The organism is Kitasatospora humi (assembly GCF_020907985.1).
Classification (GTDB): Bacteria; Actinomycetota; Actinomycetes; order Streptomycetales; family Streptomycetaceae; genus Kitasatospora; species Kitasatospora humi.
The window spans coordinates 142,592-166,117 of the sequence record NZ_JAJJPA010000004.1 but is presented as its reverse complement, the minus strand read 5'-3'; the positions used below and the strand labels follow the sequence as shown (position 1 = coordinate 166,117).

At 72.0% G+C, this 23,526-nt stretch carries 26 protein-coding genes; 7 read left to right on the top strand and 19 right to left on the bottom strand.

What is annotated here, in order from left to right; genetic code table 11:
- Positions 1-8: 8 nt before the first annotated feature.
- From LN042_RS06465 to LN042_RS06450, 4 genes are read right to left on the bottom strand one after another with little or no spacing between them, the layout of a single operon-like run.
- A complete protein-coding gene (locus LN042_RS06465) occupies positions 9-1,355 on the bottom strand; it encodes an NADH-quinone oxidoreductase subunit D (protein ID WP_230049295.1) in 1,347 nt (448 codons plus the stop codon).
- A complete protein-coding gene (locus tag LN042_RS06460; RefSeq protein ID WP_230049293.1) occupies positions 1,355-2,056 on the bottom strand; it encodes an NADH-quinone oxidoreductase subunit C in 702 nt (233 codons plus the stop codon). Before LN042_RS06460 ends, LN042_RS06465 begins: the two co-directional genes overlap by 1 nt.
- Positions 2,053-2,607, bottom strand: a complete 555-nt coding sequence (locus LN042_RS06455; RefSeq protein WP_230049291.1) for a NuoB/complex I 20 kDa subunit family protein — start codon at positions 2,605-2,607, stop codon at positions 2,053-2,055. Before LN042_RS06455 ends, LN042_RS06460 begins: the two co-directional genes overlap by 4 nt.
- Positions 2,608-2,655: 48 nt before the next feature.
- Positions 2,656-3,015, bottom strand: a complete 360-nt coding sequence (locus tag LN042_RS06450; protein WP_101381835.1) for an NADH-quinone oxidoreductase subunit A — start codon at positions 3,013-3,015, stop codon at positions 2,656-2,658.
- An 815-nt stretch (positions 3,016-3,830) separates the two neighbouring features.
- Here LN042_RS06450 and LN042_RS37200 point away from each other — a divergent pair.
- Positions 3,831-4,517, top strand: coding sequence for a peptidylprolyl isomerase (locus LN042_RS37200; RefSeq protein ID WP_283843589.1), 687 nt, complete (start codon positions 3,831-3,833; stop codon positions 4,515-4,517).
- Between the two features lie 266 nt (positions 4,518-4,783).
- On the opposite strand, the gene LN042_RS06435 is transcribed toward LN042_RS37200, so the two are convergent.
- Complete coding sequence (locus tag LN042_RS06435) at positions 4,784-5,428, bottom strand: dihydrofolate reductase family protein (protein ID WP_230049289.1); 645 nt, start codon at positions 5,426-5,428, stop codon at positions 4,784-4,786.
- A 27-nt stretch (positions 5,429-5,455) separates the two neighbouring features.
- Complete coding sequence (locus LN042_RS06430; RefSeq protein ID WP_230049287.1) at positions 5,456-6,352, bottom strand: aldo/keto reductase; 897 nt, start codon at positions 6,350-6,352, stop codon at positions 5,456-5,458.
- A gap of 134 nt (positions 6,353-6,486) precedes the next feature.
- Here LN042_RS06430 and LN042_RS06425 point away from each other — a divergent pair, with 134 nt between their 5' ends.
- A complete protein-coding gene (locus tag LN042_RS06425; protein ID WP_230049285.1) occupies positions 6,487-6,654 on the top strand; it encodes a hypothetical protein in 168 nt (55 codons plus the stop codon).
- A 30-nt stretch (positions 6,655-6,684) separates the two neighbouring features.
- Here LN042_RS06425 and LN042_RS06420 read toward each other — a convergent pair whose 3' ends face one another.
- Entirely contained in the window at positions 6,685-7,557 is an 873-nt protein-coding gene (locus tag LN042_RS06420; protein WP_230049283.1) for an MBL fold metallo-hydrolase, read from the bottom strand.
- A 306-nt stretch (positions 7,558-7,863) separates the two neighbouring features.
- On the bottom strand, positions 7,864-9,147 hold the full coding sequence (locus tag LN042_RS06415) for a geranylgeranyl reductase family protein (protein WP_230049281.1): 1,284 nt from the start codon (positions 9,145-9,147) through the stop codon (positions 7,864-7,866).
- A 362-nt stretch (positions 9,148-9,509) separates the two neighbouring features.
- On the opposite strand from LN042_RS06415, the gene LN042_RS06410 reads away from it, so the two are divergent.
- Complete coding sequence (locus LN042_RS06410; protein WP_230049279.1) at positions 9,510-9,659, top strand: N-acetyltransferase; 150 nt, start codon at positions 9,510-9,512, stop codon at positions 9,657-9,659.
- A gap of 2 nt (positions 9,660-9,661) precedes the next feature.
- On the opposite strand, the gene LN042_RS06405 is transcribed toward LN042_RS06410, so the two are convergent.
- From LN042_RS06405 to LN042_RS06385, 5 genes are all read right to left on the bottom strand, one after another.
- A complete protein-coding gene (locus LN042_RS06405; RefSeq protein ID WP_230049277.1) occupies positions 9,662-10,357 on the bottom strand; it encodes a demethylmenaquinone methyltransferase in 696 nt (231 codons plus the stop codon).
- Positions 10,358-10,413: 56 nt separating this feature from the next.
- The gene (locus LN042_RS06400) at positions 10,414-10,995 is read right to left on the bottom strand and encodes a hypothetical protein (protein ID WP_230049275.1); all 582 of its coding nucleotides are present in this window, start codon (positions 10,993-10,995) and stop codon (positions 10,414-10,416) included.
- A 180-nt stretch (positions 10,996-11,175) separates the two neighbouring features.
- Complete coding sequence (locus tag LN042_RS06395) at positions 11,176-11,694, bottom strand: imidazolonepropionase-like domain-containing protein (RefSeq protein ID WP_230049273.1); 519 nt, start codon at positions 11,692-11,694, stop codon at positions 11,176-11,178.
- 3 nt (positions 11,695-11,697) lie between these two features.
- Positions 11,698-12,918: a cyclic dehypoxanthinyl futalosine synthase gene (gene mqnC / locus LN042_RS06390; RefSeq protein WP_230049271.1), complete on the bottom strand. Its 1,221-nt coding sequence runs from the start codon at positions 12,916-12,918 to the stop codon at positions 11,698-11,700.
- A 132-nt stretch (positions 12,919-13,050) separates the two neighbouring features.
- Positions 13,051-13,953, bottom strand: a complete 903-nt coding sequence (locus LN042_RS06385; protein ID WP_230049491.1) for a menaquinone biosynthetic enzyme MqnA/MqnD family protein — start codon at positions 13,951-13,953, stop codon at positions 13,051-13,053.
- 436 nt (positions 13,954-14,389) lie between these two features.
- Between LN042_RS06385 and LN042_RS06380 the strand changes: the two genes are divergently transcribed.
- Positions 14,390-14,593, top strand: coding sequence for a cold-shock protein (locus LN042_RS06380; protein ID WP_101381817.1), 204 nt, complete (start codon positions 14,390-14,392; stop codon positions 14,591-14,593).
- Between the two features lie 126 nt (positions 14,594-14,719).
- Here the strand turns inward: LN042_RS06380 and LN042_RS06375 are convergent, their stop codons facing one another.
- A complete protein-coding gene (locus tag LN042_RS06375; protein ID WP_230049269.1) occupies positions 14,720-15,277 on the bottom strand; it encodes a Uma2 family endonuclease in 558 nt (185 codons plus the stop codon).
- A gap of 127 nt (positions 15,278-15,404) precedes the next feature.
- Positions 15,405-16,715 carry a dicarboxylate/amino acid:cation symporter gene (locus tag LN042_RS06370; RefSeq protein WP_230049268.1) on the bottom strand — a complete coding sequence of 437 codons (1,311 nt, stop codon included), beginning with the start codon at positions 16,713-16,715 and terminating at the stop codon, positions 15,405-15,407.
- Positions 16,716-17,130: 415 nt separating this feature from the next.
- On the opposite strand from LN042_RS06370, the gene LN042_RS06365 reads away from it, so the two are divergent.
- Positions 17,131-18,339, top strand: a complete 1,209-nt coding sequence (locus LN042_RS06365; RefSeq protein ID WP_230049266.1) for an MFS transporter — start codon at positions 17,131-17,133, stop codon at positions 18,337-18,339.
- Between the two features lie 217 nt (positions 18,340-18,556).
- On the opposite strand, the gene LN042_RS06360 is transcribed toward LN042_RS06365, so the two are convergent.
- The 4 genes from LN042_RS06360 to LN042_RS06345 form a co-directional block, all read right to left on the bottom strand.
- Positions 18,557-19,555: a LacI family DNA-binding transcriptional regulator gene (locus tag LN042_RS06360; RefSeq protein ID WP_230049264.1), complete on the bottom strand. Its 999-nt coding sequence runs from the start codon at positions 19,553-19,555 to the stop codon at positions 18,557-18,559.
- Between the two features lie 5 nt (positions 19,556-19,560).
- A complete protein-coding gene (locus LN042_RS06355; protein ID WP_230049262.1) occupies positions 19,561-19,890 on the bottom strand; it encodes a DUF4229 domain-containing protein in 330 nt (109 codons plus the stop codon).
- 241 nt (positions 19,891-20,131) lie between these two features.
- Positions 20,132-20,662 carry a GNAT family N-acetyltransferase gene (locus LN042_RS06350; RefSeq protein ID WP_230049260.1) on the bottom strand — a complete coding sequence of 177 codons (531 nt, stop codon included), beginning with the start codon at positions 20,660-20,662 and terminating at the stop codon, positions 20,132-20,134.
- Positions 20,663-21,003: 341 nt separating this feature from the next.
- Positions 21,004-21,540: an ATP-binding protein gene (locus tag LN042_RS06345; protein ID WP_230049258.1), complete on the bottom strand. Its 537-nt coding sequence runs from the start codon at positions 21,538-21,540 to the stop codon at positions 21,004-21,006.
- A 312-nt stretch (positions 21,541-21,852) separates the two neighbouring features.
- Here LN042_RS06345 and LN042_RS06340 point away from each other — a divergent pair, with 312 nt between their 5' ends.
- Together LN042_RS06340 and LN042_RS06335 are read left to right on the top strand one after the other, a co-directional pair.
- Positions 21,853-22,350 (top strand): sigma-70 family RNA polymerase sigma factor, encoded by a 498-nt coding sequence (locus LN042_RS06340; protein WP_230049256.1) that lies wholly within the window; start codon positions 21,853-21,855, stop codon positions 22,348-22,350.
- Positions 22,351-22,365: 15 nt separating this feature from the next.
- Positions 22,366-23,523, top strand: a complete 1,158-nt coding sequence (locus LN042_RS06335; RefSeq protein WP_230049254.1) for a maleylpyruvate isomerase N-terminal domain-containing protein — start codon at positions 22,366-22,368, stop codon at positions 23,521-23,523.
- The last annotated feature ends 3 nt before the right edge of the window (positions 23,524-23,526 follow it).

Sequence of the window (23,526 nt, the reverse complement as noted above, 5' to 3'; positions counted from 1 at the left end):
CACATTGCTCACCGGTCCACGCCTCCCATCACCGGGTCGATCCCGGCCACCGCCACGATCACGTCGGCGACCTGGCCGCCCTCGCACATCGCCGCCATCGTCTGCAGATTGGTGAAGGACGGATCGCGGAAGTGCACCCGGTAGGGCCGGGTGCCGCCGTCGCTCACCACATGGACACCGAGTTCGCCCTTGGGCGACTCGACGGCCGCGTAGGCCTGGCCGACCGGCACCCGGAAGCCCTCGGTGACCAGCTTGAAGTGGTGGATCAGGGCCTCCATCGAGGTGCCCATGATCTCCCTGATGTGGTCCAGCGAGTTGCCCATGCCGTCGGGCCCGACCGCGAGTTGGGCCGGCCAGGCGATCTTCTTGTCGGCCACCATCACCGGTCCGGGGGCCAGCCGGTCCAGGCACTGCTCGACGATCCGCAGCGACTGCTTCATCTCCTCCAGGCGGATCAGGAACCGGCCGTAGGAGTCGGCGGTGTCGGCCACCGCGACGTCGAAGTCGTAGTTCTCGTAACCGCAGTAGGGGTCCGACTTGCGCAGGTCGTGCGGCAGGCCGGTGGCCCGCAGGATCGGGCCGGTGGCGCCCAGGGCCAGGCAGCCGGGCAGGTCGAGGAAGCCGACGTCGACCAGGCGGGCCTTGAACACCGGGTTGTTGGTGGCGAGTTTGTCGTACTCGTGCATCCGGGAGCGCAGCGTGCGGACCGCCTCGCGGATCTGGTCGACCGCGCCGGGCGGCAGGTCCTGGGCCAGGCCGCCGGGGCGGACGTACGCGTGGTTCATCCGCAGGCCGGTGACCAACTCGAAGACGTCCAGGATGACTTCGCGGTCCCGGAAGCCGTAGATCATCAGTGTGGTGGAGCCGATCTCCATGCCACCGGTGGCCAGGCAGACCAGGTGCGAGGAGATCCGGTTGAGCTCCATCATCAACACCCGGATGACATTGGCCCGTTCGGGAACGTCATCGGTGATGCCGAGCAGCTTCTCCACGGCCAGGCAGTAGGCGGCCTCGTTGAAGATCGGGGTCAGGTAGTCCATCCGGGTCACGAAGGTGGTGCCCTGCACCCAGGAGCGGAACTCCAGGTTCCTCTCGATCCCGGTGTGCAGGTAGCCGATTCCGCACCGGGCTTCCTTGACCGTCTCGCCGTCGATCTCCAGGATCAGCCGGAGCACCCCGTGGGTGGACGGGTGCTGCGGACCCATGTTGACGATGATGCGTTCGTCGTCCGCCCGGGCGACGGCGTCGACCACTTCGCCCCAGTCGCCGCCGGTGACGGTGAAGACCCGCCCCTCGGTGGTCTCGCGCGAGCCTGCCTGCTCGAAGTCGGCCGGGTTCTCGGGTTGGTTGGGCATCAGGAGTACGACCTCCGCTGGTCGGGCGCCGGGATCTGGGCGCCCTTGTACTCGACGGGGATGCCGCCGAGCGGGTAGTCCTTGCGCTGCGGGTGGCCCAGCCAGTCGTCCGGCATCATGATCCGCATGAGCGCCGGGTGACCGTCGAAGACGATGCCGAAGAAGTCGTACGCCTCGCGCTCGTGCCAGTCGTTGGTCGGGTAGACGCTCACCACGGACGGGATCCGCGGGTCGGCGTCGGGCGCGGTGACCTCGATCCGGATCAGCCTGCCGTGGGTGATCGAGCGCAGCTGGTAGACCGCGTGCAGCTCGCGGCCGCGGTCGGACGGGTAGTGCACCCCGCTCACCCCGAGGCAGAGCTCGAAGCGCAGCGCCGGGTCGTCGCGCAGCGTCCGCATGGTCTGCAGCAGGTGCTCGCGGGCGATCTGGAAGGTGAGTTCGCCGCGGTCCACCACGGTCTTCTCGATCACCCGACCGACCGCCAGCCCCTGTTCCTCCAGGGCGCCCTCGAGCTCGTCGGCGACCTCGTCGAACCAGCCGCCGTACGGCCGTTCGGCGGGCGCGGGCAGCACGATGGCGGCACTGAGACCGCCGAAACCCGAGGTGTCGCCGGTGTCATGGGCGCCGAACATGCCCTTGCGCCGGCCGATCACCTCGACCGGGATCTCTTTCCTGGTCTCGGGGACCTTCTCGTCGCTCATCGCAGCAGCCCCCGCATCTCGCTGGTCGGGACGGCTTGCAGCGCCTGCTCCTCGGCGAGCTCCTGCGCCTTGCGCTTGTTCACGCCCAGCGGCTCGCGCTGGATCTTCTCGTGCAGCTTGATGATCGCGTCCATCAGCATCTCCGGGCGCGGTGGGCACCCCGGCAGGTAGATGTCCACGGGGACGATGTGGTCGACCCCCTGGACGATCGCGTAGTTGTTGAACATGCCACCCGAGGACGCGCAGACACCCATCGAGATGACCCACTTGGGGTTGGCCATCTGGTCGTAGACCTGGCGCAGCACCGGCGCCATCTTCTGGCTCACCCGACCGGCGACGATCATCAGGTCGGCCTGCCGGGGCGAACCGCGGAAGACCTCCATGCCGAACCGGGCCAGGTCGTAGCGGCCGGCGCCGGTGGTCATCATCTCGATGGCACAGCAGGCCAGTCCGAAGGTGGCCGGGAAGAGCGAGGCCTTCCTCACCCACCCCGCGGCGTTCTCCACCGTGGTGAGCAGAAAGCCGCTCGGCAGCTTCTCCTCGATTCCCATCTACCCATCCCTCTCAGTGGTTTGGCAGGTCGGACCCGCTGCGGGACGTCAGTCCCACTCCAGGCCGCCGCGTCGCCAGACGTAGGCGTAGGCGACGAAGACGGTGGCGATGAAGAGGAGCATCTCGACCAGCCCGAAGATCCCCAGGGCGTCGAAGCTGACCGCCCACGGGTAGAGGAAGACGATCTCGATGTCGAAGACGATGAAGAGCATCGCCGTCAGGTAGTACTTGATCGGGAACCGGCCGCCGCCTGCGGGCTGCGGGGTCGGCTCGATGCCGCACTCGTAGGCCTCCAACTTGGCCCGGTTGTAGCGCTTCGGGCCGGTGAGCGAGGCCATCACGACGGAGCCGACCGCGAACGCCGCCGCGATGGCACCGAGTACGAGGATCGGCGCGTAGGCATTCATCTGCCGTCGCTCCCTCCGTCCAGTCGTCCTTGACTGCAGATCGGAACCGCCGGGTCACGCTTGGGTGATCCGGTGATCCAGTTCCCGGGATCCACCTCATGTGAGGCAGTTCACAAACCCTGGATCGAGCGCATCCTATGCCCGTTCGCTTGTGATCTGCGACACGCGGTTCGCGACGATCTTTGTGATCTGCGCCACCCCGCAGACCGCTAGCCATGATGACAAGTCGCGAGATATGAACGCAACGATCCCAGATGATCGCAAACAGTCACTTTTTATGGTCGCATGGCTGGTCAGAGCCACGTTCCTATATCAACTATGCGGCGATCTTGGCAAATTTCGATGGTTAACCTTCGCATGCTAATGAGACCCACCCTCCCGAGTGAGCACGGCCAGGGGCGCCCGCTTGACCGTTGCTTCACAAGCGCACGAGGTGCGACGGTCAACACCGCGCTGCGCGACCACGTCGAGCGGTTGGCGCGCGCGGCCGCTGCCGAGCGGCCGGCTGCCCGTGGAGCCGGCGGCGGGTTCGACGCTGCGGCCCGAGCCCGCCAGGCGGCGAAGCAGGCCCGACGGCAGCGGCTCGGTTGATGGGGCACCTGCTGGACGCCACCCAGCCGGGGGCGGCATCGGTCCGCCGGTCCGATCGCCGACGTTCCTTCCGGGGGCTTGTGAAACGCTTCGCATTCCGCGCCGCGGCGTGCGGAAGGCGATGCGCCGGAACCGGCAGGAATGAACAACGGGACTGCTGGGCAGGGAGGTTGTGCACATGACATCGCAGCACCGCCCTGCCGACTCCCTGGAAAGGCCGTCAGATGCCCCGGAACCGCCTCACCGTCGCGGCGGCCGCCGCCACCCTGGTGCTCGCCGCGACCAGCGCCGCCTCCGCCGCGACCGTCACCCCGGACGCCAAGCCGGCCGCCGCCGCACCGGTGGCCGCCGCCGACTGCGGGTTCACCAAGGCGGTGCCGGCGGACGACTTCAAGGGCATCCCGGTCTTCGACCCGGTCAAGGCCGCCCAGCCGTACCACGCCACCCTGCACACCGGCCAGGGCAACGTGACCTTCCAGGCCCTCACCACCGCCGCGCCGTGCACCACCTTCTCGTTCCGGTTCCTCAGCGACCATCACTACTACAACGGCTCGCACTGCCACCGGCTCACCACCAAGGGCATCTTCGTGCTGCAGTGCGGCGACCCGACCGGCACCGGCTCCGGCGGCCCCGGCTACTCCTTCAACGACGAGAACCTGGCCGGCGCCACCTACCCCGCCGGCACCGTCGCCATGGCCAACGCGGGCCCCAACACCAACGGCAGCCAGTTCTTCTTCGTCTGGCAGGACACCAAGCTCCCGCCCGCCTACACCCCGTTCGGCAAGGTCACCGCCGGACTCGACGTGCTGCGGAAGATCGCGGCCGCCGGCGAGGACGACCAGAACGGGCCCGGCGACGGCTTCCCGACCCTCCCGGTCGACATCCACGCGGTGCAGATCACCAAGCACTGACGCGGGCCCCGGGACGGACTGCCCCGCTCGCCCGCCACCCCTTGCCGGCGGGCGACGCGGCACCCGCCGGGTGGGCGGCGCCCGGCCACCGGGGGCGTCGCGGTGGTGTGCCGCGCCGCCTCCGCCCGGCCTGACCCGGCTCGGGGCCGGTGGTCAGCGCACCCAGTTCTCCAGCGGCTCGGTGTCGAGGTCGATGCCCACCGGGGCGGGCAACGCGATGGACTTGCCGAACGGCACCGTGTGCCTGGTCTCGTACTGGTCCGGCACTAGCGGCGGGTGAAGGTCAGGTGGGTGACCCCGCTCGGGGTGGTCACCGACTCCACGTCGAACCGCTCCTCCAGCGCCTCCTGGCCGTCCCAGAGCCGTACGCCGCGGCCCAGCACGATCGGGACGACGACTACGTGCAGGTGGTCGACCAGGTCGGCGGCCATGAAGTCGCGCACCGTGCTGGGGCCGCCGCCGATCCGCACGTCCAGGCCGCCGGCAGCCTCGCGGGCCTGCCGCAGCGCCTCCTGCGGGGTGGCGTCGACGAAGTGGAAGGTGGTGCCGCCGGCCATCTCGACCGACGGGCGCGGGTGGTGGGTCAGCACGAACACCGGCGTGTGGAACGGCGGATTGTCCCCCCACCAGCCCTGCCACTCGTGGTCCTGCCAAGGGCCGCGCTGGGGGCCGAACTTGTTGCGCCCCATGATCTCCGCGCCGATCCCCGGGCGCCAGGCGGCCGCCAGCGCCTCGTCGACCCCGGCGCTGCCACCGGATTTGCCCTGCATCGCCTGGAACGTCCGGGTCCCGAAGAACCACTCGTGGAGCCGCGTGCCGGCATGGCCGAACGGCGCCTCCATGCTCTGGCCCTCACCGGTGGCGAAGCCGTCGAGGGAGACGGAGAAGTTGTGGACCCGTACCAGCGACATGGCCCCACCGTACTGCCGGGGGGCCGCTCACTCGGCCACCTGCTGCGGGAACATCGCCGTGTCGACCCGCTCCGGGTCCAGTCCGCCGCGCACGCCGGTGTCGAGGGCGTCGATCGTGGCCATCTCGGCTTCCGTGAGCGAGAAGTCGAAGATGGCGGCGTTCTCCGCGATCCGGCTCTCGCGCACGGACTTGGGGATCGGGGAGAGGCCGTGCTGGATGTGCCAGCGCAGGATCACCTGGGCGGGGGTGCGGCCCAGGCGGGCGGCCAGGTCGACGACGGCGGGGCTGCTCAGCGGGCTGTCGACGCGGTCCGGATCGGCGGGCCAGTACACCTTGACGCCGCCGAGCGGGGACCAGCACTGCGTGGCGATGCCCAGGGCGGCGTTGGCGGCGCGCAACTCCCGCTGGTTGTAGTGCGGGTGCAGCTCGACCTGGTTGACGGCCGGCACGATCCCGGTGCGGTCGATGAGTTCCCGCAGGTGGGCCGGAGCGTGGTTGCACACCCCGGCAGCGCGGATCCGGCCCTCGGCCGACAGCTTGCCGACGGACCGCCAGGCGGCGACCGTCGCGTCGAAGTCGCCGGGCACCGGCCAGTGCAGCAGGTACAGGTCCACGTACTCCAGGCCGAGCTTGTGCAGGCTGAGGTCGAAGGCGCGCAGTGCGGCGTCCTGCCCGTAGTCGCCGATCCACAGCTTGGTGGTCACGAACATCTCGTCGCGGTCGATGCCGGAGCGGCGGACTCCCTCGCCGACCTGGCGCTCGTTGCCGTAGGCGGCGGCAGTGTCGACCAGCCGGTAGCCGGCCGCGATCGCCGAGGAGACCGCGTGCACGGTTTCCCCTGGCGGGCTCTGGTAGACGCCCAGGCCCAGTGCGGGCATCCGGACGCCGTTGTGGAGGGTGAGGTACGGAGTCGTCGCAGCCATGCCTGGATGCTGCCCGGGCGCACGGGTCGGCGGGGCGGACACGAGCACGGCGGTCGACGGGACGTCACATGACCGGGAGGACTGCATCGACTGGGGTCCGCCCGGGCGTTCACCGATGTGCTTATCCAAGCGGATTGACCAAGTGGATAAACCCTGCGTACCGTTCAGTCTTCAACCGCACCGCAGTGGGGACCCACCGCCCCGGCACCGCGGTCACCGAGCTGGACGCCGACCACCTGATCCCCACCACCGCACCGGACGCCCTGGCGGCCGCCGTGCGCGACTTCCTCACCGCGCTCTGACGGCCGCCCGGGCGGTCGAACCGCCGCCGGTCACCACTGATGGGCCGTGAAGTCGACCGGCCGCGGCCGCAGCCCCGCCACGTGGGCGGTCAGCGCGCGCAGCTGCTCGGCCATCTCCCCGGCCGGCAGCCGCCGGCGGTCGCCGTGCCCCGGGAGCACCCATTCGAAGCGCAGCAGCGGCGCGGCGCGGGCCAGCGAGGCGGCCAGGGCCTCGATGGAGTACCAGGTGACGTGCTCGGCGACGGACAGCGCGCCCTTGGTGCGCGACCAGTAGAGGCTGTCGCCGCTGAAGCAGTACCGCTGGTCGGCGACGTAGAGGACGCTGCCCTCGGTGTGTCCGGGCAGCGGGTGGGCGACCACTCCGTCGGCGACCTCGATGGGATCGGTGCCGCGCAGCACCCGGTCGGCGTCGGGCGCGAACTCCAGGTCGCCCTCGTGGATCCACAGCCGCGCGCCAAACCGGTCCGCGTACCGGCGGCCGTGCGCGACGTGGTCCCGGTGGGTCAGCAGCACGTCGGTCACCGGCCCCGACTCCTCGTAGCGGGCCGCGAGTCGCTCGGACCAGCGGGGCGTGTCCACCATCATCAGGGTGCCGGTCGGCCGGCGCAGCAGGTACGAGTTGGCGGCGGCGGTCTCCCGTGAGTTGTGGCCGCAGAGCAGTACGTTATCGTCGAGCGCCAGCGGGAACGGATCCGCCGCCTGGTCCAGCGGGCGGTCCCGGTGCCGGATCGAGCGGGTGTGGCAGGCGAACGCGGCGGCGTTGACCTGGGCCGACTCGGCGGCGTCCCGCGGCTGGCGGAGCATCTCGGAGCGTCCGTCGACCTCTCCGATCAGTCCGGGCGCGAGCTGCCGCGCCACGTCGCAGTTGGTGCAACGGTCGTCCACGTACCAGTCGTCATCCATGACGGCCCCCTGGGGTTGGTGGGATCGGTCGGCCGAACGGCCTCGACTCCAGGGTTGCTCGTGCCGGGGGCGAAGTGGAAGGGGGCACGGGTCTTGTTGTTCACCAGCGGGGTTGCTCTGCAGGGCTTTTGTCACCGGATCGGGTGACGGAAGGCGCTCCGCGGTGAGCGATCCGCGGACCGCCGCCCCCGCCCGGGGCAGGCAGGCGAACGGCCTGGCCCGGGCGAGCAGACGGCGCAGTGCGTACCGGGGGCAGTGCGCACCCGTGGGGCAGCGCGCACCGGTGGGTTGACGCCGCGTCGGGCGTCAGGCGTTCGGCGCCACCCGGGAGAGGCCGTTGATGATGCGGTCCATCGCGTCGCCGCCCTGCGGGTCGGTCAGGTTGGCGAGCAGCTTCAGGGTGAAGCGCATCAGCATGGGGTGGGTGAGGCCGCGCTGGGTGGCGAGCTGCATCACCTTGGGGTTGCTGATCAGCTTCACGAAGGCGCGGCCCAGCGAGTAGTAGCCGCCGTACACGTCCTTCAGCACCGCCGGGTAGCCCTGCAGCGCCCGCTCCCGGCCGCCCGCGGTGACCCGGGCCTGGGCCTGGATGACGGTGCGCGCCGCGATCTGGCCGGACTCCATGGCGTAGGCGATGCCCTCGCCGTTGAAGGGGTTGACCATGCCGCCCGCGTCGCCGACCAGCAGCAGGCCGCGGGTGTAGTGCGGCTGGCGGTTGAACGCCATCGGAAGGGCGGCGCCGCGGATCGGGTCGGTCATGTTCTCGGGGGTGTAGCCCCACTCCTCGGGCATGTTGGCGACCCAGCGCTTCAGCACCTCCCGCCAGTCCAGCTCGCCGAAGGCCGGGGAGGAGTCCAGGATGCCGAGGCCGACGTTGGAGGTGCCGTCGCCCATGCCGAAGATCCAGCCGTAGCCGGGCAGCAGCTTGCGCTGGCCGCCGCGCTCGTCCCACAGCTCCAGCCAGGACTCCAGGTAGTCGTCGTCGCTGCGGGGCGACTTGAAGTAGGTGCGGTAGGCCACGCCCATCGGGCGGTCCTCGCGCCGGTGCAGGCCCATGGCGATGGAGAGCCGGGTGGAGTTGCCGTCGGCGGCGACCACCAGCGGGGCCCGGAAGGTCACCTCGCGCTTCTCGGGGCCGAGCTTGGCGGTCACGCCGGTGATCCGGCCGGTGCGGTCGTCGATCACCGGGCCGGAGACGTTGCAGCGCTCGTACAGCTTGGCGCCGGCCTTCTCGGCCTGACGGGCCAGCAGCTCGTCGAAGTCGGCGCGCTTGCGCACCAGGCCGTAGTCGGGGAACGACGACAGCTCAGGCCAGTCCAGCTCCAGCTTGATGCCGCCGGCGACGATCCGCAGGCCGCGGTTGTGCAGCCAGCCGTTGTCGGTGGAGACGTCGATGCCCATGTCCACCAGCTGCTTGGTGGCCCGCGGGGTCAGGCCGTCGCCGCAGACCTTCTCGCGCGGGAACTCCGTCTTCTCCAGGAGCAGCACGTCCAGCCCGCTCTGGGCCAGGTAGTAGGCGGTGGCGGATCCGGCCGGGCCGGCGCCGACCACGATGACGTCCGCACTGCTCTCGACGGCGTTCTCGGTCACCTGCGCACACTCCTGAGCCACTACAGCGCTGCTTGTCAGCGCTACTGGGCAGCGCTGGACGGTCCTCGGCAGTCTACGGGGTGGCCTCCGCACCGGACGGAGTGTCCCCTGCGCCGAGCGGAGTGTCCGCGTTCACCGGCCGCTCACCGTCCAGCGGACCGGCCGTCGCCCACCGGTCCTCGAAGCACTGCCGCCGCCGGGCCACTTTGTCCTCGCTGAGCACCAGTTGTCGTCGATCAGGTCGAGCGCCTCTGTGAGTGACCGGTGGCCCCAGCGGTGTCTCGCGCGATCCTGACACCTGAGGAAACGTCATTGCACCCTAGTAGCAAGCAAGTTGGCAGATATGCCGACAGAAGGACCCGGTGCGCGAAGTGCGGCTCAGCGTCGACCGGGACAACGACGTGGCGCTGCACATCTACCGCTCGCCCGGCTTCTCCCTGCTGCACGAGCACACCGGCTGCTTCGGCCCGGGCGACGACCGGCTGATCCTGCGGCTGCCGCTCCCCGGGTGACCTCAGGCCGCCTTGAAGCCCCGGTGCAGCGCCACGACGCCGCCGGTGAGGTTGCGCCAGGCGACCTTCTGCCAGCCGGCCTGCTGCAGCTTGGCGGCGAGGGCGGGCTGGTCGGGCCAGGCGCGGATCGACTCGGCCAGGTAGACGTACGCGTCCGGGTTGCTGCTCACCCGGGTGGCCACCGGGGGCAGGGCGCGCATCAGGTACTCGGTGTAGACGGTGCGGAACGGCGCCCAGGTCGGGGTGGAGAACTCGCAGATCACCACCTTGCCGCCGGGCTTGGTGACCCGCAGCATCTCGCGCAGCGCGCCCTCGGTCTCCTGCACGTTGCGCAGGGCGAAGGAGATGGTCACCGCGTCGAAGGAGTCGTCCGCGAAGGGCAGCCGGGTGGCGTCACCGGCGGTCAGCGCCAGCTCCGGGTGGCGGCGCTTGCCCTCGCTCAGCATGCCGATCGAGAAGTCGCAGGGCACCACGTCGGCGCCCGCCGCCAGGAACGGCAGCGAGGAGGTGCCGGTGCCGGCCCCCAGGTCGAGCACCAGCTGCCCCGGGCCGGCCGCGACGGCCTCCGCCACGGCGCGCCGCCAGAACCGGGCCTGGCCCAGCGAGAGCACCTCGTTGGTCAGGTCGTACTTGGCCGCGACGTCGTCGAACATGGCGGCGACTTCGTGGGGCTGCTTGTCCAGGTTGGCTCGGGTCACGCGCCCCATTCTTCACCCTGGCACCGCTGGCGCCGCCGAGGGGTGCCGCGGCGGGCTCAGCGCGCCGCGCGGCGGGCCGCCTTGTGGCGGCGCCGGGAGCGCTTGCCGTCGGTGATCGCCGGCATGCCCTCGGCCAGCGCCTCGGTGGCCAGCGCGACGGTGGCGAGCACCTGGTTGCGGCGTTCCGTCCAGCGTGCGGTGTGCCGGTGGTGGCGGCGGATCCGCAGCACGCAGAGCAGGCAGAAGAGCACCGCCACCGGCACGCTGATCTGGGCCATCCGCACCCCGGCCGCCTGCGGATAGGTCTGGTCGCACACCCGCACCGCGCCCGCGTCGCCGGCCGCGTGCTGCAGGCAGACCTGGTCGCCGACCTTGGCGCCGGGCGGGAGCGGGAGGTCCTCCGCGCTGCGCTGCCGTCCGTTCACCACGTAGCTGATGCCGCTGTAGGTGCCGCTGCCGCCCGGGAGCCGGGTGACGGTGCCCTGGACCTGGACCGGGTGCGCGCCGATCTTGTCGGCCAGCTCGCTCTGGCGCCAGCCCAGCAGGCACATGCCGACCGCCACCACCGCGCTGAGCACCGCGGCGAGGTACCAGCCACGGCCGATCCTGGGGGCGGCGGACGCGGACGGATATCGCAACTGACCTGGCTTTCCACCGGGGACGTGTGGAGGCCGCACCGACCGGGGAGAGCGGTTGACGGGCCGACCGGGATCGTAACCGCTGTCAGCCGGATGGGCCACTGCCAGGCGGCGTCAGGCGCCTTCGCGGGCTGCGGAGTTCGCGGCCTGACGAGGCGTCCGGCAGCTACCCGCAGCAGCTCAGCCCCGGCCCCGGAAGACGATCCTACCGGCCAGTACGGTGGCCAGGCAGCGGTCGCCGGCGGCGCCCCCGAGGCCGAGGACGGCGAAGTCCGCTCGACCGCCGACCACCACCTCACGGTCGAACGGCGCGTCGGCCGCCACCACCGCCAGCCCCGAGCGGGCCACCGCGGTCCGCACCACGGGCACCGTGAACGGCCCGACCACCGCCGTCACCCCGCGCGCGAGCAGGGCCTGCAGCCCGCGCCGGGCGCTGCCGCCCAGCGCCGGCTCGGACAGGCCGGCGGGCAGCTCGCGGGGCTCGGTGCCGATCCCCTCGCGCGGGTCCGGGTGGTAGCGGCGCTCCAGCAGCTCCACGGCGGCGGGCTCGACCAGCCCGCCGGTGATCCGGCCGCCGGGCCACTCCCGCACCCGCGCACCGGGGTGCGCGGCGGCCAGCTCGGCGGCCGGCCCGAGCGCGGCGATCCGGTCGTCCTGGACCAGCACGGCGTCGACCGCGCCCCGGTGCAGAGTGAGCATCGGTCAGTCGTTCGCGAGGATCTTCAGCTCGGGGTGCGCCGTCCCTCCCTCGATCGCCGTGGAGGCGATGTGCGAGGCGACCCGCGGGTCCACCGGGTCGTTGGCCGGGTCGTCCAGCACCCGCAGGTGCTCGTAGGTGGTGGAGCGCTGGGCGGGCACCCGGTCGGCGGTGCGGATCAGGTGGATCAGCTCGGTCAGGTTGGAGCGGTGCTTGGCCCCGGCCGCCGAGACCACGTTCTCCTCCAGCATCACGGAGCCCAGGTCGTCCGCGCCGTAGTGCAGCGACAGCTGGCCGGCCTCCTTGCCGGTGGTCAGCCAGGAGCCCTGGATGTGCGCCACGTTGTCGAGGAAGAGGCGGGCGATGGCGATCATCCGCAGGTACTCGAAGACGGTGGCCTGGGTGGAGCCCTTGAGGTGGTTGTTCTGCGGCTGGTAGGTGTACGGGATGAAGGCCCGGAAGCCGCCGGTGCGGTCCTGCACGTCGCGGATCATCCGCAGGTGCTCGATCCGCTCGGCGTTGGTCTCGCCGGTGCCCATCAGCATGGTGGAGGTCGACTCGACGCCGAGGCCGTGCGCCGTCTCCATGATCTCCAGCCAGCGCTCGCCCGACTCCTTGAGCGGGGCGATCGCCTTGCGCGGACGCTCCGGCAGCAGCTCGGCACCGGCGCCGGCGAAGGAGTCCAGGCCGGCCTCGTGGATCCGGGTGATCGCCTCCTCGATGGAGACGCCGGAGATCCGCGACATGTGCTCGACCTCGGAGGCGCCGAGGGAGTGGATCACCAGCTGCGGGAACTCGGCCTTGATCGCGGAGAACGCCCGCTCGTAGTACTCCACGCCGTAGTCCGGGTGGTGGCCGCCCTGGAACATGATCTGGGTGCCGCCCAGCTCCACCGTCTCCGCGCAGCGCCGCAGGATCTCCTCCAGGTCGCGGGACCAGCCCTTGTCGCTCTTCGGCGGCACGTAGAAGGCGCAGAACTTGCAGGCGGTGACGCAGACGTTGGTGTAGTTGATGTTGCGTTCGATGATGTACGTGGCGATGTGCTCGACGCCCGCGTACCGGCGGCGGCGCACGGCGTCCGCCGCGGCGCCGAGGGCGTGCAGCGGCGCCGAGCGGTAGAGCTCCAGCGCCTCCTCCGGGGTGATCCGGCCTCCGGCGGCGGCCCGGTCGAGAACGGCCTGCAGGTCGCTGCTGGGCGCGGCGTGGGGCGCGGCGAGCTCGGTCACCTGGCGGCCTTCTTTCTTCCGGGTGCATCAAGGGGTGGAACGACCGAACCAGCCTACGCCAGCGGGTTCGGCCGCCTCCGGAGCACTGCCGCCCCGCGGATCCCGGCCCCTGGACGCCGCTCGGCCGCCGGCTCAGGCCGTCCGGCTGTCGGCCAGCAGGCGGACCGTCACATCAGGGGCGAACCCGCTGTCGTGGCCGACCCGGCGGGCGAACTCGGCGATCCCGGCCAGCTGCGCCTCGCCGAGCGAGAAGTCCAGCGCCTCCCGGAAGTAGTGCTCCAGCACCGGGGCGTCGAAGCCCTCCCAGCGGGCGGCGTGCGCGGCCACCCGGTCGGCCTCCAGCAGCGAGATGTCCCGGGATTCCAGGAACGCCCGGTGCAGGGCCGCCACCAGGGCCGGCTGACGCTCCACGAACTCCCGGCGGGCCGCCCAGACCGCGAAGACGAACGGCAGGCCGGTCCACTCGTGCCACATCTGCCCCAGGTCGTGCACCGTGTGCTCGGGGTGCCGGTCCGCCTCCAGGGTGGCCCGCAGCGCCGGGTCCCCGATCAGCACGGCGGCGTCGGCCCGGGCGAGCATCGCGTCCAGGTCCGGCGGGCAGCTGAAGTACTCCGGACGCACGCCCTCGCGCTCCTCCAGCAGCAGCCGGGCCAACCGCACCGAGGTGCGGCTGGTGGAGCCGAGCGCCACCGGGCGGCCGTCCAACTGGTCCAGCGGCACGGTGCTGACGATCACGCAGGACATCACGGGGCCGTTGCTGCCGACCGCGATGTCCGGCAGCACCACCAGCTCGTCGGCGTGCCGCAGGTACTCCACGCAGGTGATCGGGCCGAGGTCGAGCCGGCCGTCGACCAGTTGGTCGCTGAGCTTCTCCGGGGTGTCCCGGGTGAGGTCGAGGTCGAGCAGGGCGCCGGTGCGGCCGAGCCCCCAGTAGAGGGGGACGCAGTTCAGGAACTCGATGTGGCCGACCCTCGGGCGGGCCGTCCTCACGGCCTCGCGCGTCCGGGTGCGGCCTTCGTCGCTGCGTTCCACCAGATCGGCCACTGCGTGCTCCCTCTTGCCTGTCGGTGCCGTCTTCGCAGGGTATGCCCGGGGCCTCGGCCATCCGTCAGGACCCCCTTGCGACACGCTTCGGCGGGCACCGGCGCACCTCTCCCGACGGGCCCCGGCAACCCGCCGACAGGCCTGTCCCGACACACTTCGGCAGCCGCCGACACGCCCCTCCCGCACCTTCGGACACCCCTGGTCGGGGCCGCGCCTCCGTGCTACCGTTTCACTCAGTTGCAGTTTGATTCCCCTTGCAGTACTTGAAGCCTGCGGAGCATGTAACCGCAGGCTTTTTGTAGTTTTTCAGCATTGCAACACTGTGCGAAAAACTCCGGACCCGGGTCCGGAGGCGGGGCGATCAGCGCAGCGGACCGGATGCCACAACACGTGTGGTGTCCACCACGTCCCTCGCAAGGAGAACGGCATGGCCACGGGAACCGTCAAGTGGTTCAACGCTGAGAAGGGCTTCGGCTTCATCGCCCAGGAGGGCGGCGGCCCGGACGTCTTCGTCCACTACTCCGCGATCAACGCCAGCGGCTTCCGCTCGCTGGAGGAGAACCAGGCGGTCACCTTCGACGTGACCCAGGGTCCGAAGGGCCCGCAGGCGGAGAACGTCACCGCAGTCTGATCACTTGCTGATCACCTGATCGCTCCGGGCCTCACCGCGGGTCCGCCGGTGGTCCGTCAGGGCCCCACGAGCACGGAATAGCAGTACCAAGGGGGCCCGCACCGGGCCCCCTGCCGTTTCTCCGGTTCAGAACTCGTCGGTCCGAAGCGCCAGCCCGAAGGGCTCGGGGAGTTCGACGGACGCGCCGAACGGAAGCGGACCGACCGCCATGGTGTAGCCCAGCGCCCCCGGCTGGGAGAAGAGCGTGCAGCTGCGTTCCTGACGGTCCACCAGGAGGTAGAGGGGCGCGCCGTACTCGGCGTAGCGGCGGCGCTTGACGACCCGGTCGGTATCCCCGTTGGACTCCGACGTCACCTCCACCACCAGCAGGGTCTGATCGGGCAGCAGGGCCTTGGCACCCTTGACCAACTCTCGTGGCACCACGGCGATATCCGGGATGTACCAGTTGTTGCTGCCCGGCAGGTCGATGTCACCGGATCCCATCCGCAAGCCCAGCTCACGTGCCTTCGGGCCGAGCTGCTCCCGGATGATGTCGGCCACGGACTCGTGGTCCCAGCTCGGCGACACGAGATCGATCACTCCCTCGACGATTTGCGCCCGATCACCGTGGATATGGCGGATAGACAGCTTCAACGCCGCTTCCAGGTCATCGACGCGGTACTCCCGCGCCCGTTCTGCGCTCATGGCGCCTCCTCCCGGTCCTCGGTCACCGTAACGCCCACCCGCTCGGCACCGTTGCCCCGTTCACACGAACGAGCGAGCCCCCGGACGTCGCAGGACATCCGGGGGCCCGAAGGGGTGGTCTCGGTACTCAGGCGGCAGCGGCGACCGGCGCCGGCTCGGCCGGGTCCTCGTCGTAGAACTCCCCGGGGGTGTCGTAGGCGGCGAGGTCGAGGGTCTTCTCGCGAGCGGAGACCAGGACCGGGATGACGACTTGACCGGCCACGTTGGTGGCGGTGCGCATCATGTCCAGGATCGGGTCGATGGCCAGCAGCAGGCCGACGCCCTCCAGCGGGAGGCCCAGGGTGGACAGGGTCAGGGTCAGCATCACGATGGCGCCGGTGAGGCCGGCCGTGGCGGCGGAGCCGATCACCGAGACGAAGGCGATCAGCAGGTAGTCGCCGATGCCCAGGTGGATGCCGTAGACCTGGGCGACGAAGATCGACGCGATCGCCGGGTAGATCGCCGCGCAGCCGTCCATCTTCGTGGTGGCGCCGAACGGAACCGCGAAGCTGGCGTACTCCCCGGGCACGCCCAGGCGCTCGGTGACCCGGCGGGTGACCGGCAGGGTGCCGACCGAGGAGCGCGAGACGAAGGCCAGCTGGATCGCCGGCCAGGCGCCCTGGTAGAAGCGCACCGGGTTGAGGCCGCCGACGAAGCGCAGCAGCAGCGAGTAGACGACGAAGAGCACCAGCGCGCAGCCGACGTAGATGTCGGCGGTGAAGGTGGCCATCGGGCGCAGCAGGTTCCAGCCGTACAGGGCGACCGACTTGCCGATCAGGCCCAGCGTGCCGAGCGGGGCCAGCCGGATCACCCACCAGAGGGCGGTCTGGACCAGTTCCAGCAGCGACTCGCTGAGCTTCAGGATCGGCTCGGCCTTGGCGCCGATCTTGAGGATGGCGGCACCGGCCACCACGCCCAGGAAGACGATCTGCAGCACGTTCACCTTGAGGAAGGCGTCGGCGATGTTGGTCGGGATGATCCCGGTGAGGAAGTCGACCCAGGAGCCGGAGTCCTGAGGGGCCTTCAGGCCGCTGGTGGACAGGTGGGTGCCGGTGCCCGGGTCGGTGAGCAGGCCGATGGCCAGGCCGATGCCGACCGCGATCAGCGAGGTGATGCCGAACCAGAGCAGGGTGCGCACGGCCAGCCGCGCGGCGTTGGTGACGTGCCGCAGGTTGGCGACGGAGACCACGATCGCGGTGAACACCAGCGGCGGCACGGCCAGCTTGAGCAGCTGGATGAAGGTCTTGCCGATGGTGTCCAGGGTGGTGGTGAGCCAGGAGACGTCGTTCTGCCGGGCGATGAAGCCGAGCGCGACGCCGAGGACCAGGCCGGCGACGATCTGCACCCAGAACGGGGTGCGGCGCAGGCGACTGAGGGCCGTGGGCGCGGGTGTGGACATGGGGGTGCTACTCCGGGGGGGTTGGCGGGGAGGGAGGCGTCGGAGGCGGGGCGGCGCACGCGGAAGGAGGGGCTCCGGTCGAACGGGCGACCGGGAGCGGGCGGTACGCCGCCTAGCTACAGCTCGGAACGCGACACGAGCCGGCGCGGCACGACACCACGGTGACCCCGCCCGGACGCGAAGCGGCGCGCGACATGAGCGAGCCGCTCATGTGCTGCCGCCGGGGCGCGTCGGAGGTGGTCATGGCCGACACATTAGCAGTGAAGCTTTGAGTTGTTCAAAGTAGAAGTTTGACATGTGGACAACGAGTGGACACGAACGGTCCGGTCGGGCCGGGCCGGGCGCGGTTGACCTGATCTGGTTATACGTATAACTTGCAGGAGCCTCCCCGCCCCACGACCCCGGGAGAACCCCCGTGGGCTACCTCGCCCTGCTCCGTGCCCCGCACGTCACCCGTCTGCTGGCCGGCACCCTGCTCGGGCGGCTGCCCGCCGGAATGACCGGTCTGGTGATCGCCCTGGCGCTGCGTCAGGCCGGCGCCCCCTACACCAGGATCGGCCTGGCCACCGCTGCCTACGCCCTCGCGGCCGCCATCGGCGGCCCGGTGCTCGGCCGGATCGTCGACCGCACCGGCCAGCCCAGGGTGCTGCTCTGCTCCGCCCTGGTGGCGGGCTGCGGCTACGCCCTGCTGGCCCTGGCGCCCGGCAGCGCGCCGGCCGCGATCGGCGGCGCGGCGACGGCCGGGCTTGCGATGCCGCCGCTGGAGCCCTGCCTGCGCGCGCTCTGGCCGGACGTGGTCGCCGGGGAGCAGCTCGACACCGCCTACGCCTTCGACTCCGCGTCGCAGCAGATCCTTTATGTGGCAGGACCGTTGGCGGTCGCCGCGATCGCCGGCACGGCCGGTCCGGTGGCCGCCCTGTGGACTGCCGCCGTGCTGGGACTGCTGGGCTCCCTGGTGGTGGCCGGCGCGGCACCGGCCCGCCGCTGGCAGGCCCCGCCGCGCGAGCACGGCGCGGGGCTGCTGGGCCCGCTGCGCTCACCGGGGCTGGTGCTGCTGCTGATCGGCCTGGCCGGTGCCGGCTGGACGGTCGGCGCACAGAACGTGCTCTTCATCGCCTACGCCGAACGGCACCACGGCGCCCTGCCCGGCGGCGCGGGCCTGCTGCTCGCGGTGGCCGCCTTCGCCGGGCTGCTCGGCGCACTCGGCTACGGTGCGATGCGCTGGCGCAGCTCCACCGCCACCCGCACCTGGGCGCTGGCCCTGGGGATGGCCGCCTGCTACCTGCCGCTGCTCCTGATGCCCGGCCCGTGGCCGATGGTCGCGCTGGCCTTCGTCTCCGGGATCGGCCTGGCGCCGCTGCTGGCCGCCGCGTTCGTGCTGGTCGCCGAGCTGGCGCCGACCGGCACGGTGACCGAGGCGTTCGCCTGGCTGGTCACCCTGTTCGCCACCGGCAACGCGCTCGGCTACGCGGTCTCCGGCGCGCTGGTCGCCGACTCGCTGACCGCCGTCGCCTGGTGCGCGGTCGGCGGGGTGACCCTTGGCGGCGCCCTGCTGTTCGCCACCCGCCGACAGCTCCACGCCCCCGTGGCACCCGGCCTGGCGGCACCCCTGGTCACCGCCTGACCGCCCGGGCGCTCGAGCGCGCGGTCCCCGCCACCGGCCGCCGAGCGCTGACCGCCGTCGCCCGGTGCACGCTCAGCGGGGTCGCCCTGGGCGGCGCACCACGGCTCACCCCCGCCGACAGCTCCACACCCCGTGGCCCCCCTGGTCACCGGGCTACTACGCGCTCTCCCGTTCCCGCTCACCGCCTGGCCCCCCGTCACCGGGCACCCCGGCCCCGCTATGCGCCGGTCGTCGACGCCCGGACCAGCAAGGCCGTGGGCAGCGGGGCGACGGCCTTCGGCCGCTCGCCCGCCAGCAGGGCGGCCAGGGCGGAGATGCCGGTGCGGCCGAGCCGCTCACCGGGCAGGTCCACGGTGGTGAGCGGCGGGGTGAGCAGCCCGGCGATGGAGACGTTGTCGATGCCGATCACCGAGACGTCCGCCGGGATCCGCAGCCCCAGGTCGGCGGCGGCCTGGTAGACGCCGGAGGCGACCACGTCGTCGTCGCAGAGCACGGCGTGCGGGCGGTCGGGCCGGGAGAGCAGTTCCGTGGCGACGGTCCGGGCGGCGGACTCGCCCTGGTTGAGCTCGACCTGGTACTCCAGCACCTCGAGACCGGCGGCGGCCCGTTCGAAGGCGGCCTGCCGGACCCGGAAGGTGTGGGCGCTGAGCGCGGAGCGCAGCCGGCCGATCCGGCGGTGGCCCAGTGCGGTGAGGTGGGACACGGCGGCGGCCATGCCGGCGGCCAGGTCGAGCTCGACGGTCGGGGCGCCGCCGGCCGTCGCCGGATCGGCGTCCAGGAAGACCGCCGGGGTGCCCGGCGGCAGCTCGCCGACCTGGCTGTCGTCCGGTGAGCAGATCAGCAGGCCGTCGAACCGGCTGGTGGTCGCGGCCTCGGCCAGGGTGGCGGCGTTCCAGCCGGAGCTGACCACCACGGCCAGGCCGTGCCGGGCCGCCTCCTCCTCCACCCCGGTGAGCACCCGGCCGAAGAACGGCCCCTGCAGATTGGGCACCGCCAGCAGCGCCATCCCGCTGCGGCCCAGGCGCAGCTGCCGCCCGGCCGCCTGCGGCCGGTAGCCCAGGCCGCGGGCGGCGTCCAGGACCCGCTGCCGGGTGGCGGCGGAGACCCGATGGCTCGCCTCGCCGCCGGAGAAGACCAGCGAGACGGTGGCCTGCGAGACGCCGGCCAGCTGCGCGACGTCGCGGCCGGTGGGGCGGCGGGCCGGGGTGCCGGGCATGGCGGCTACTGCTGGCCGGCGGCGGCGCGGGCGGCCTCGTCGGCCGCGTCCTCCTCGGCGTTCTGCTCGGCGATCCGCTGCTTGGCGCGGTTCTTGAGGCTGCTGACACCGGTGACGATCTGCTCGGACATGTCGTCCCGCTGCTTGCTCAGCAGCACGTAGCTGATCGGCGCCGACGCGATCACGGCGAGCATCAGCAGGAGGATGGAGCCGAGGGACCCCGTCACCGGGATCACGCCGAAGTGCCCGAGCAGGGCGAAGACCAGCAGGCAGGCGAGGAAGATGCTGGCCCGCAGCGAGGTGTAACGGAGCGTGGCGTGCTTCTTGCTGCTCACGGGTGGCTTCCTTCGTGGGTGGCGCGGGTACGGCAGGTCTCCCAGTGAAGCATGCCCGCCGGACCGATCATGAGCGGCCCGCCCGGCTCCCCGGGCGGGCGGGACACCGGCCATCACGCGGGACACCGGACGTCAGAGAACACCGGCCGTCAGGCGGGACACCGGCCGTCTGGCGGGACACCGGCCGTCAGGCGGATGCGCGCCGGCCGGGTCGTCGGTCGAACGCGCGCCAGTAGTGCCGTCAGTCGAACGCGCGCCAGAAGGTGATGTCGTCGCGGTCGTCACCCGGGGCCACCCGGATCGCCCCGGGGACCCGGCCGACCTCGGTGTAGCCGCATGCGGTGTAGAACCGCTCCAGGCCCTGACCGCCGCGCGCGGTGAGCCGCAGGCCGGCCAGGCCCCAGCCGCGGGCGATCCGCTCGGCCTCGGCGAGCAGCTCCCGGCCGTAGCCGCGGCCCTGCTGCTTGGGATCGACCATCAGGCGCTTCAGCAGCCGCCAGTGGTCCATCAGGCCGCACCGCATGCTCTCGAAGAAGAGCACCGCGACCAGCCGCCCGTCCTCCCGGGCCACCAGCAGCCGGTCGGCGTCGGGGTCGCCGACCGCGCCGACCCCCGCGAACTGCTGGTCGGCAGTCGGTCGGACGTCGTCCTCGGTGACCGGCGGCACGAACCCCACCGCGCCCCCGGCGTTGCTCACCTCCGTCCACAGCGTGACGATCTCGGCCCGCAGTCCGGGGGTGAGCTCGGGGTCCAGCGTGAAGCGCAGCGACATGCGCCCGAGCCTATCGGGCGGCGGTGACGTTCCGGCTTGGTCGGCGGCCCCGGAGCCGGACGGAACACCCGAGAACCGATGTCCGAGCGTCGGCCGGACCGTCCGAGAAGCAGGGCATCGGCGACCGTGGGCACCGACAGACCGACCGGCCGGTCGGCGGAGGAGCCGCGGTGGCAGCCCGGGCCTCCCGTCCCGAGCTGCCACCGGTACGGGCCCTGACCCGCACTGCCGGGCGCCCCGCACTCGCCAAGGCGTGACTGACCGTCATTTCCACTGGCACGGCAGCCCCTTGGCATCCCCTCGCAACGGAGAGCTGCCCCAAGGGTGATCAGCCCGATACGTCACGTCAATGGTTCATCCGAAATTCGGAATGGTTGCGACCCGTTTCGGCCTTGGGATGATCGAGAATCAGCCGTCTGTACACGGTCAAGCGGACGGTCGAGCAGTAAGGGCGCCGGTTCCCGCGGTGCCGTGCCGTCGACGAGGTCGGTCCGGTCCACCTCGCACCAGACCAGCTTCCCGCCGGCCTTCGGGCACCAGCCCCAGCGGGCCGCGAGCAGCTCCACCAGTTCGAGCCCGCGCCCGCTGGTCGCCCCCGGGCAGGCGTGCCGGGGCTGCGGTGCCGTGCCGGAGGCGTCCGCGACCTCCACCCGGACCGGCCCCTCGTCCCGCGACCAGACCAGCCGCAGCACCGCCGGACTCCCGGCGTGCACCACGGCGTTGGTGACCAGCTCGGAGACCAGCAGCACCAGCGTCTCGGCGTAGCCGGCCGCCGGATCGGCCCCGAGGTCGAGCAGCCTGCCCCGGACCCACCGCCGGGCCCGGCCGACCTCGGCGGGGTCGGCGGCCACCGCGAGCTGTTCCTGAACCACCTGCACCGCTCCACCACCTGCATGACGAGCTACCGGTTGGACTGCCCATGTCGTCGCCCCGTTCAGGCCCCAGGATGATTCGCGGAATCCGGGCCGGACAACCGCTTCGGGCATATTCCAGCGATCGGGGGACAGCCCGGCGCATACTGGTCCGTTCGCCCGGCCGAGCATCGCAACGACCTTCGCAACGGTGTGGTGAAAACTACTCCCCGGGAGCCGCCCGCCAGTGGCGGCCACGCGGCGGCGGGATGTCGCCGGAGAGAAGTGTTATTCCTACAATCCCCGCCCCGGCACCGGCTGCCGCTATACGGTGGACGCATGACCGCTCCGGACTGGGACCAGCAGATGCGGTCGCGGTTGGCCCGCGGCGAGGAGAGCGCGCTCGGCGAGCTCTACGACCAGCTGTCACCACTGGTGCACGGCCTGGCCGGCCGGATCCTGGGTGACGAGCAGGCGGCCGCGCAGCTCACCCGCGAGGTCTTCGGCCATCTCTGGGAGCACCCGGAGGAGTTCGACCCGGGCGAGCGCTCGCTGCGCTCCTGGGTCGGCGAGTTGACCCACCGACGAGCGGTGGAGCGGTTGCGGCGGGCCGACCTGCGCTCCGAGGAGATCGACCAGCGGGCCGCCGCCGCCCAGGCGCAGTACGTGGTGGCCGCGTTGCCGCCGGCGCTGCGCGAGACCCTGGAGACCACCTGGTACGACGGCCGGACCTACCAGGAGACCGCGCGCCAGCTGGGCATCAGCGAGCAGGCGGCCCGCCAGCGGCTCCGTCTGGGTCTGCAACTGCTCGCCAACGAACTTGAGTTCGGCTCGTGACGGGGGACGTGCGGGATGACTGAGCAGGAGCACGAAGCGCTGCGCGGTCTGCTCGGCGCCTGGGCGCTGCGGGCCTGCCTCCCTGACGAGGCGGCGGAGGTGGAGCGGCACCTGCTCGGCTGCGCCGAGTGCGCCGAGGAGGGCGAACGGCTGCGCCGGGCCGCCGGCCGGCTGAGCCTGGACGATCCGCTGGACCAGCCGGACGGGCTGCGCCAGCAGGTGCTGGACTTCTGCCTGAACCGTCGGGCGGCGCAGCACCCGCTGGCCGGCTGGGCGGCACCGTTCGCCGCCGAGACCGCCAAGTTGGACGCGCTGCTGCGCGACCTGGGGCCGGCCGAGTGGCAGGAGCTGGCCGAACTGCCGTGGCGCGGCGGGTCGCTGCGGATGCGTCCGGCCGAGGTGCTCTGCCACCTGGCGGCACTGGACGGGCTGGTCGGCACCGCGCTCGGCCTGCCGGACCCGGGTGGCTCCGCGTGGCCCCGGGTGCCCGCCCAGGCGAGCGGGCCGGCGCCGTGGGGCGGGCTGCTGGACCGCGGCGAGCGACTGGCCGCCGAGCATGCCGCGCACTCCCCGCAGGAGGTGCGGCAGTTCTGGCGGGCCCAGTCGCAGGCGCTGCTGCGCGGGGCGGTGCCGGAGGCCGGTGACCTGCCGGTGGACTACGGCTTCACCGCCCTGCCGGTGCGCGACGCCTTCATCGACCGGGCGTTCGAGACCTGGATGCACGGTGAGGACGTGGCCCGTGCGGTCGCCTACCCGTACGCCCAGCCGGCCCCGGGTCACCTGCGGCAGATGGTCGACCTGGCCGCCAGGCAGCTGCCCGGCGCGCTGGTCGGCCGCCGCCAGGCCGCCTATGCCGGCCCCGGGCCCGCTCCCGGGTCCGCGCCCGCTCCCCCGGCCTGGCAGCCGGAGGGCGCCCCCGGCCCGGGGCGCACGGTGCGGCTGGTGATCGAGGGCCCGGCGGCCGGCCAGTGGTTGATCCCGCTGGACGGCCGGTCGACCGCCCCGGAGCAGCCGCCCGTCGAGCCGGTGGCCGAACTGGTGATGGACGGCGTGGAGTTCTGCCAGCTGGCCGCCGCGCACCGGGATCCGGAGCACTTGCCGGTCGGCGAGTACGGCGACCGGGCGGCGATCCGGGAGGTGCTGGCGGCGGTGCCGCTGCTCTCCCGGCCGTAGGCC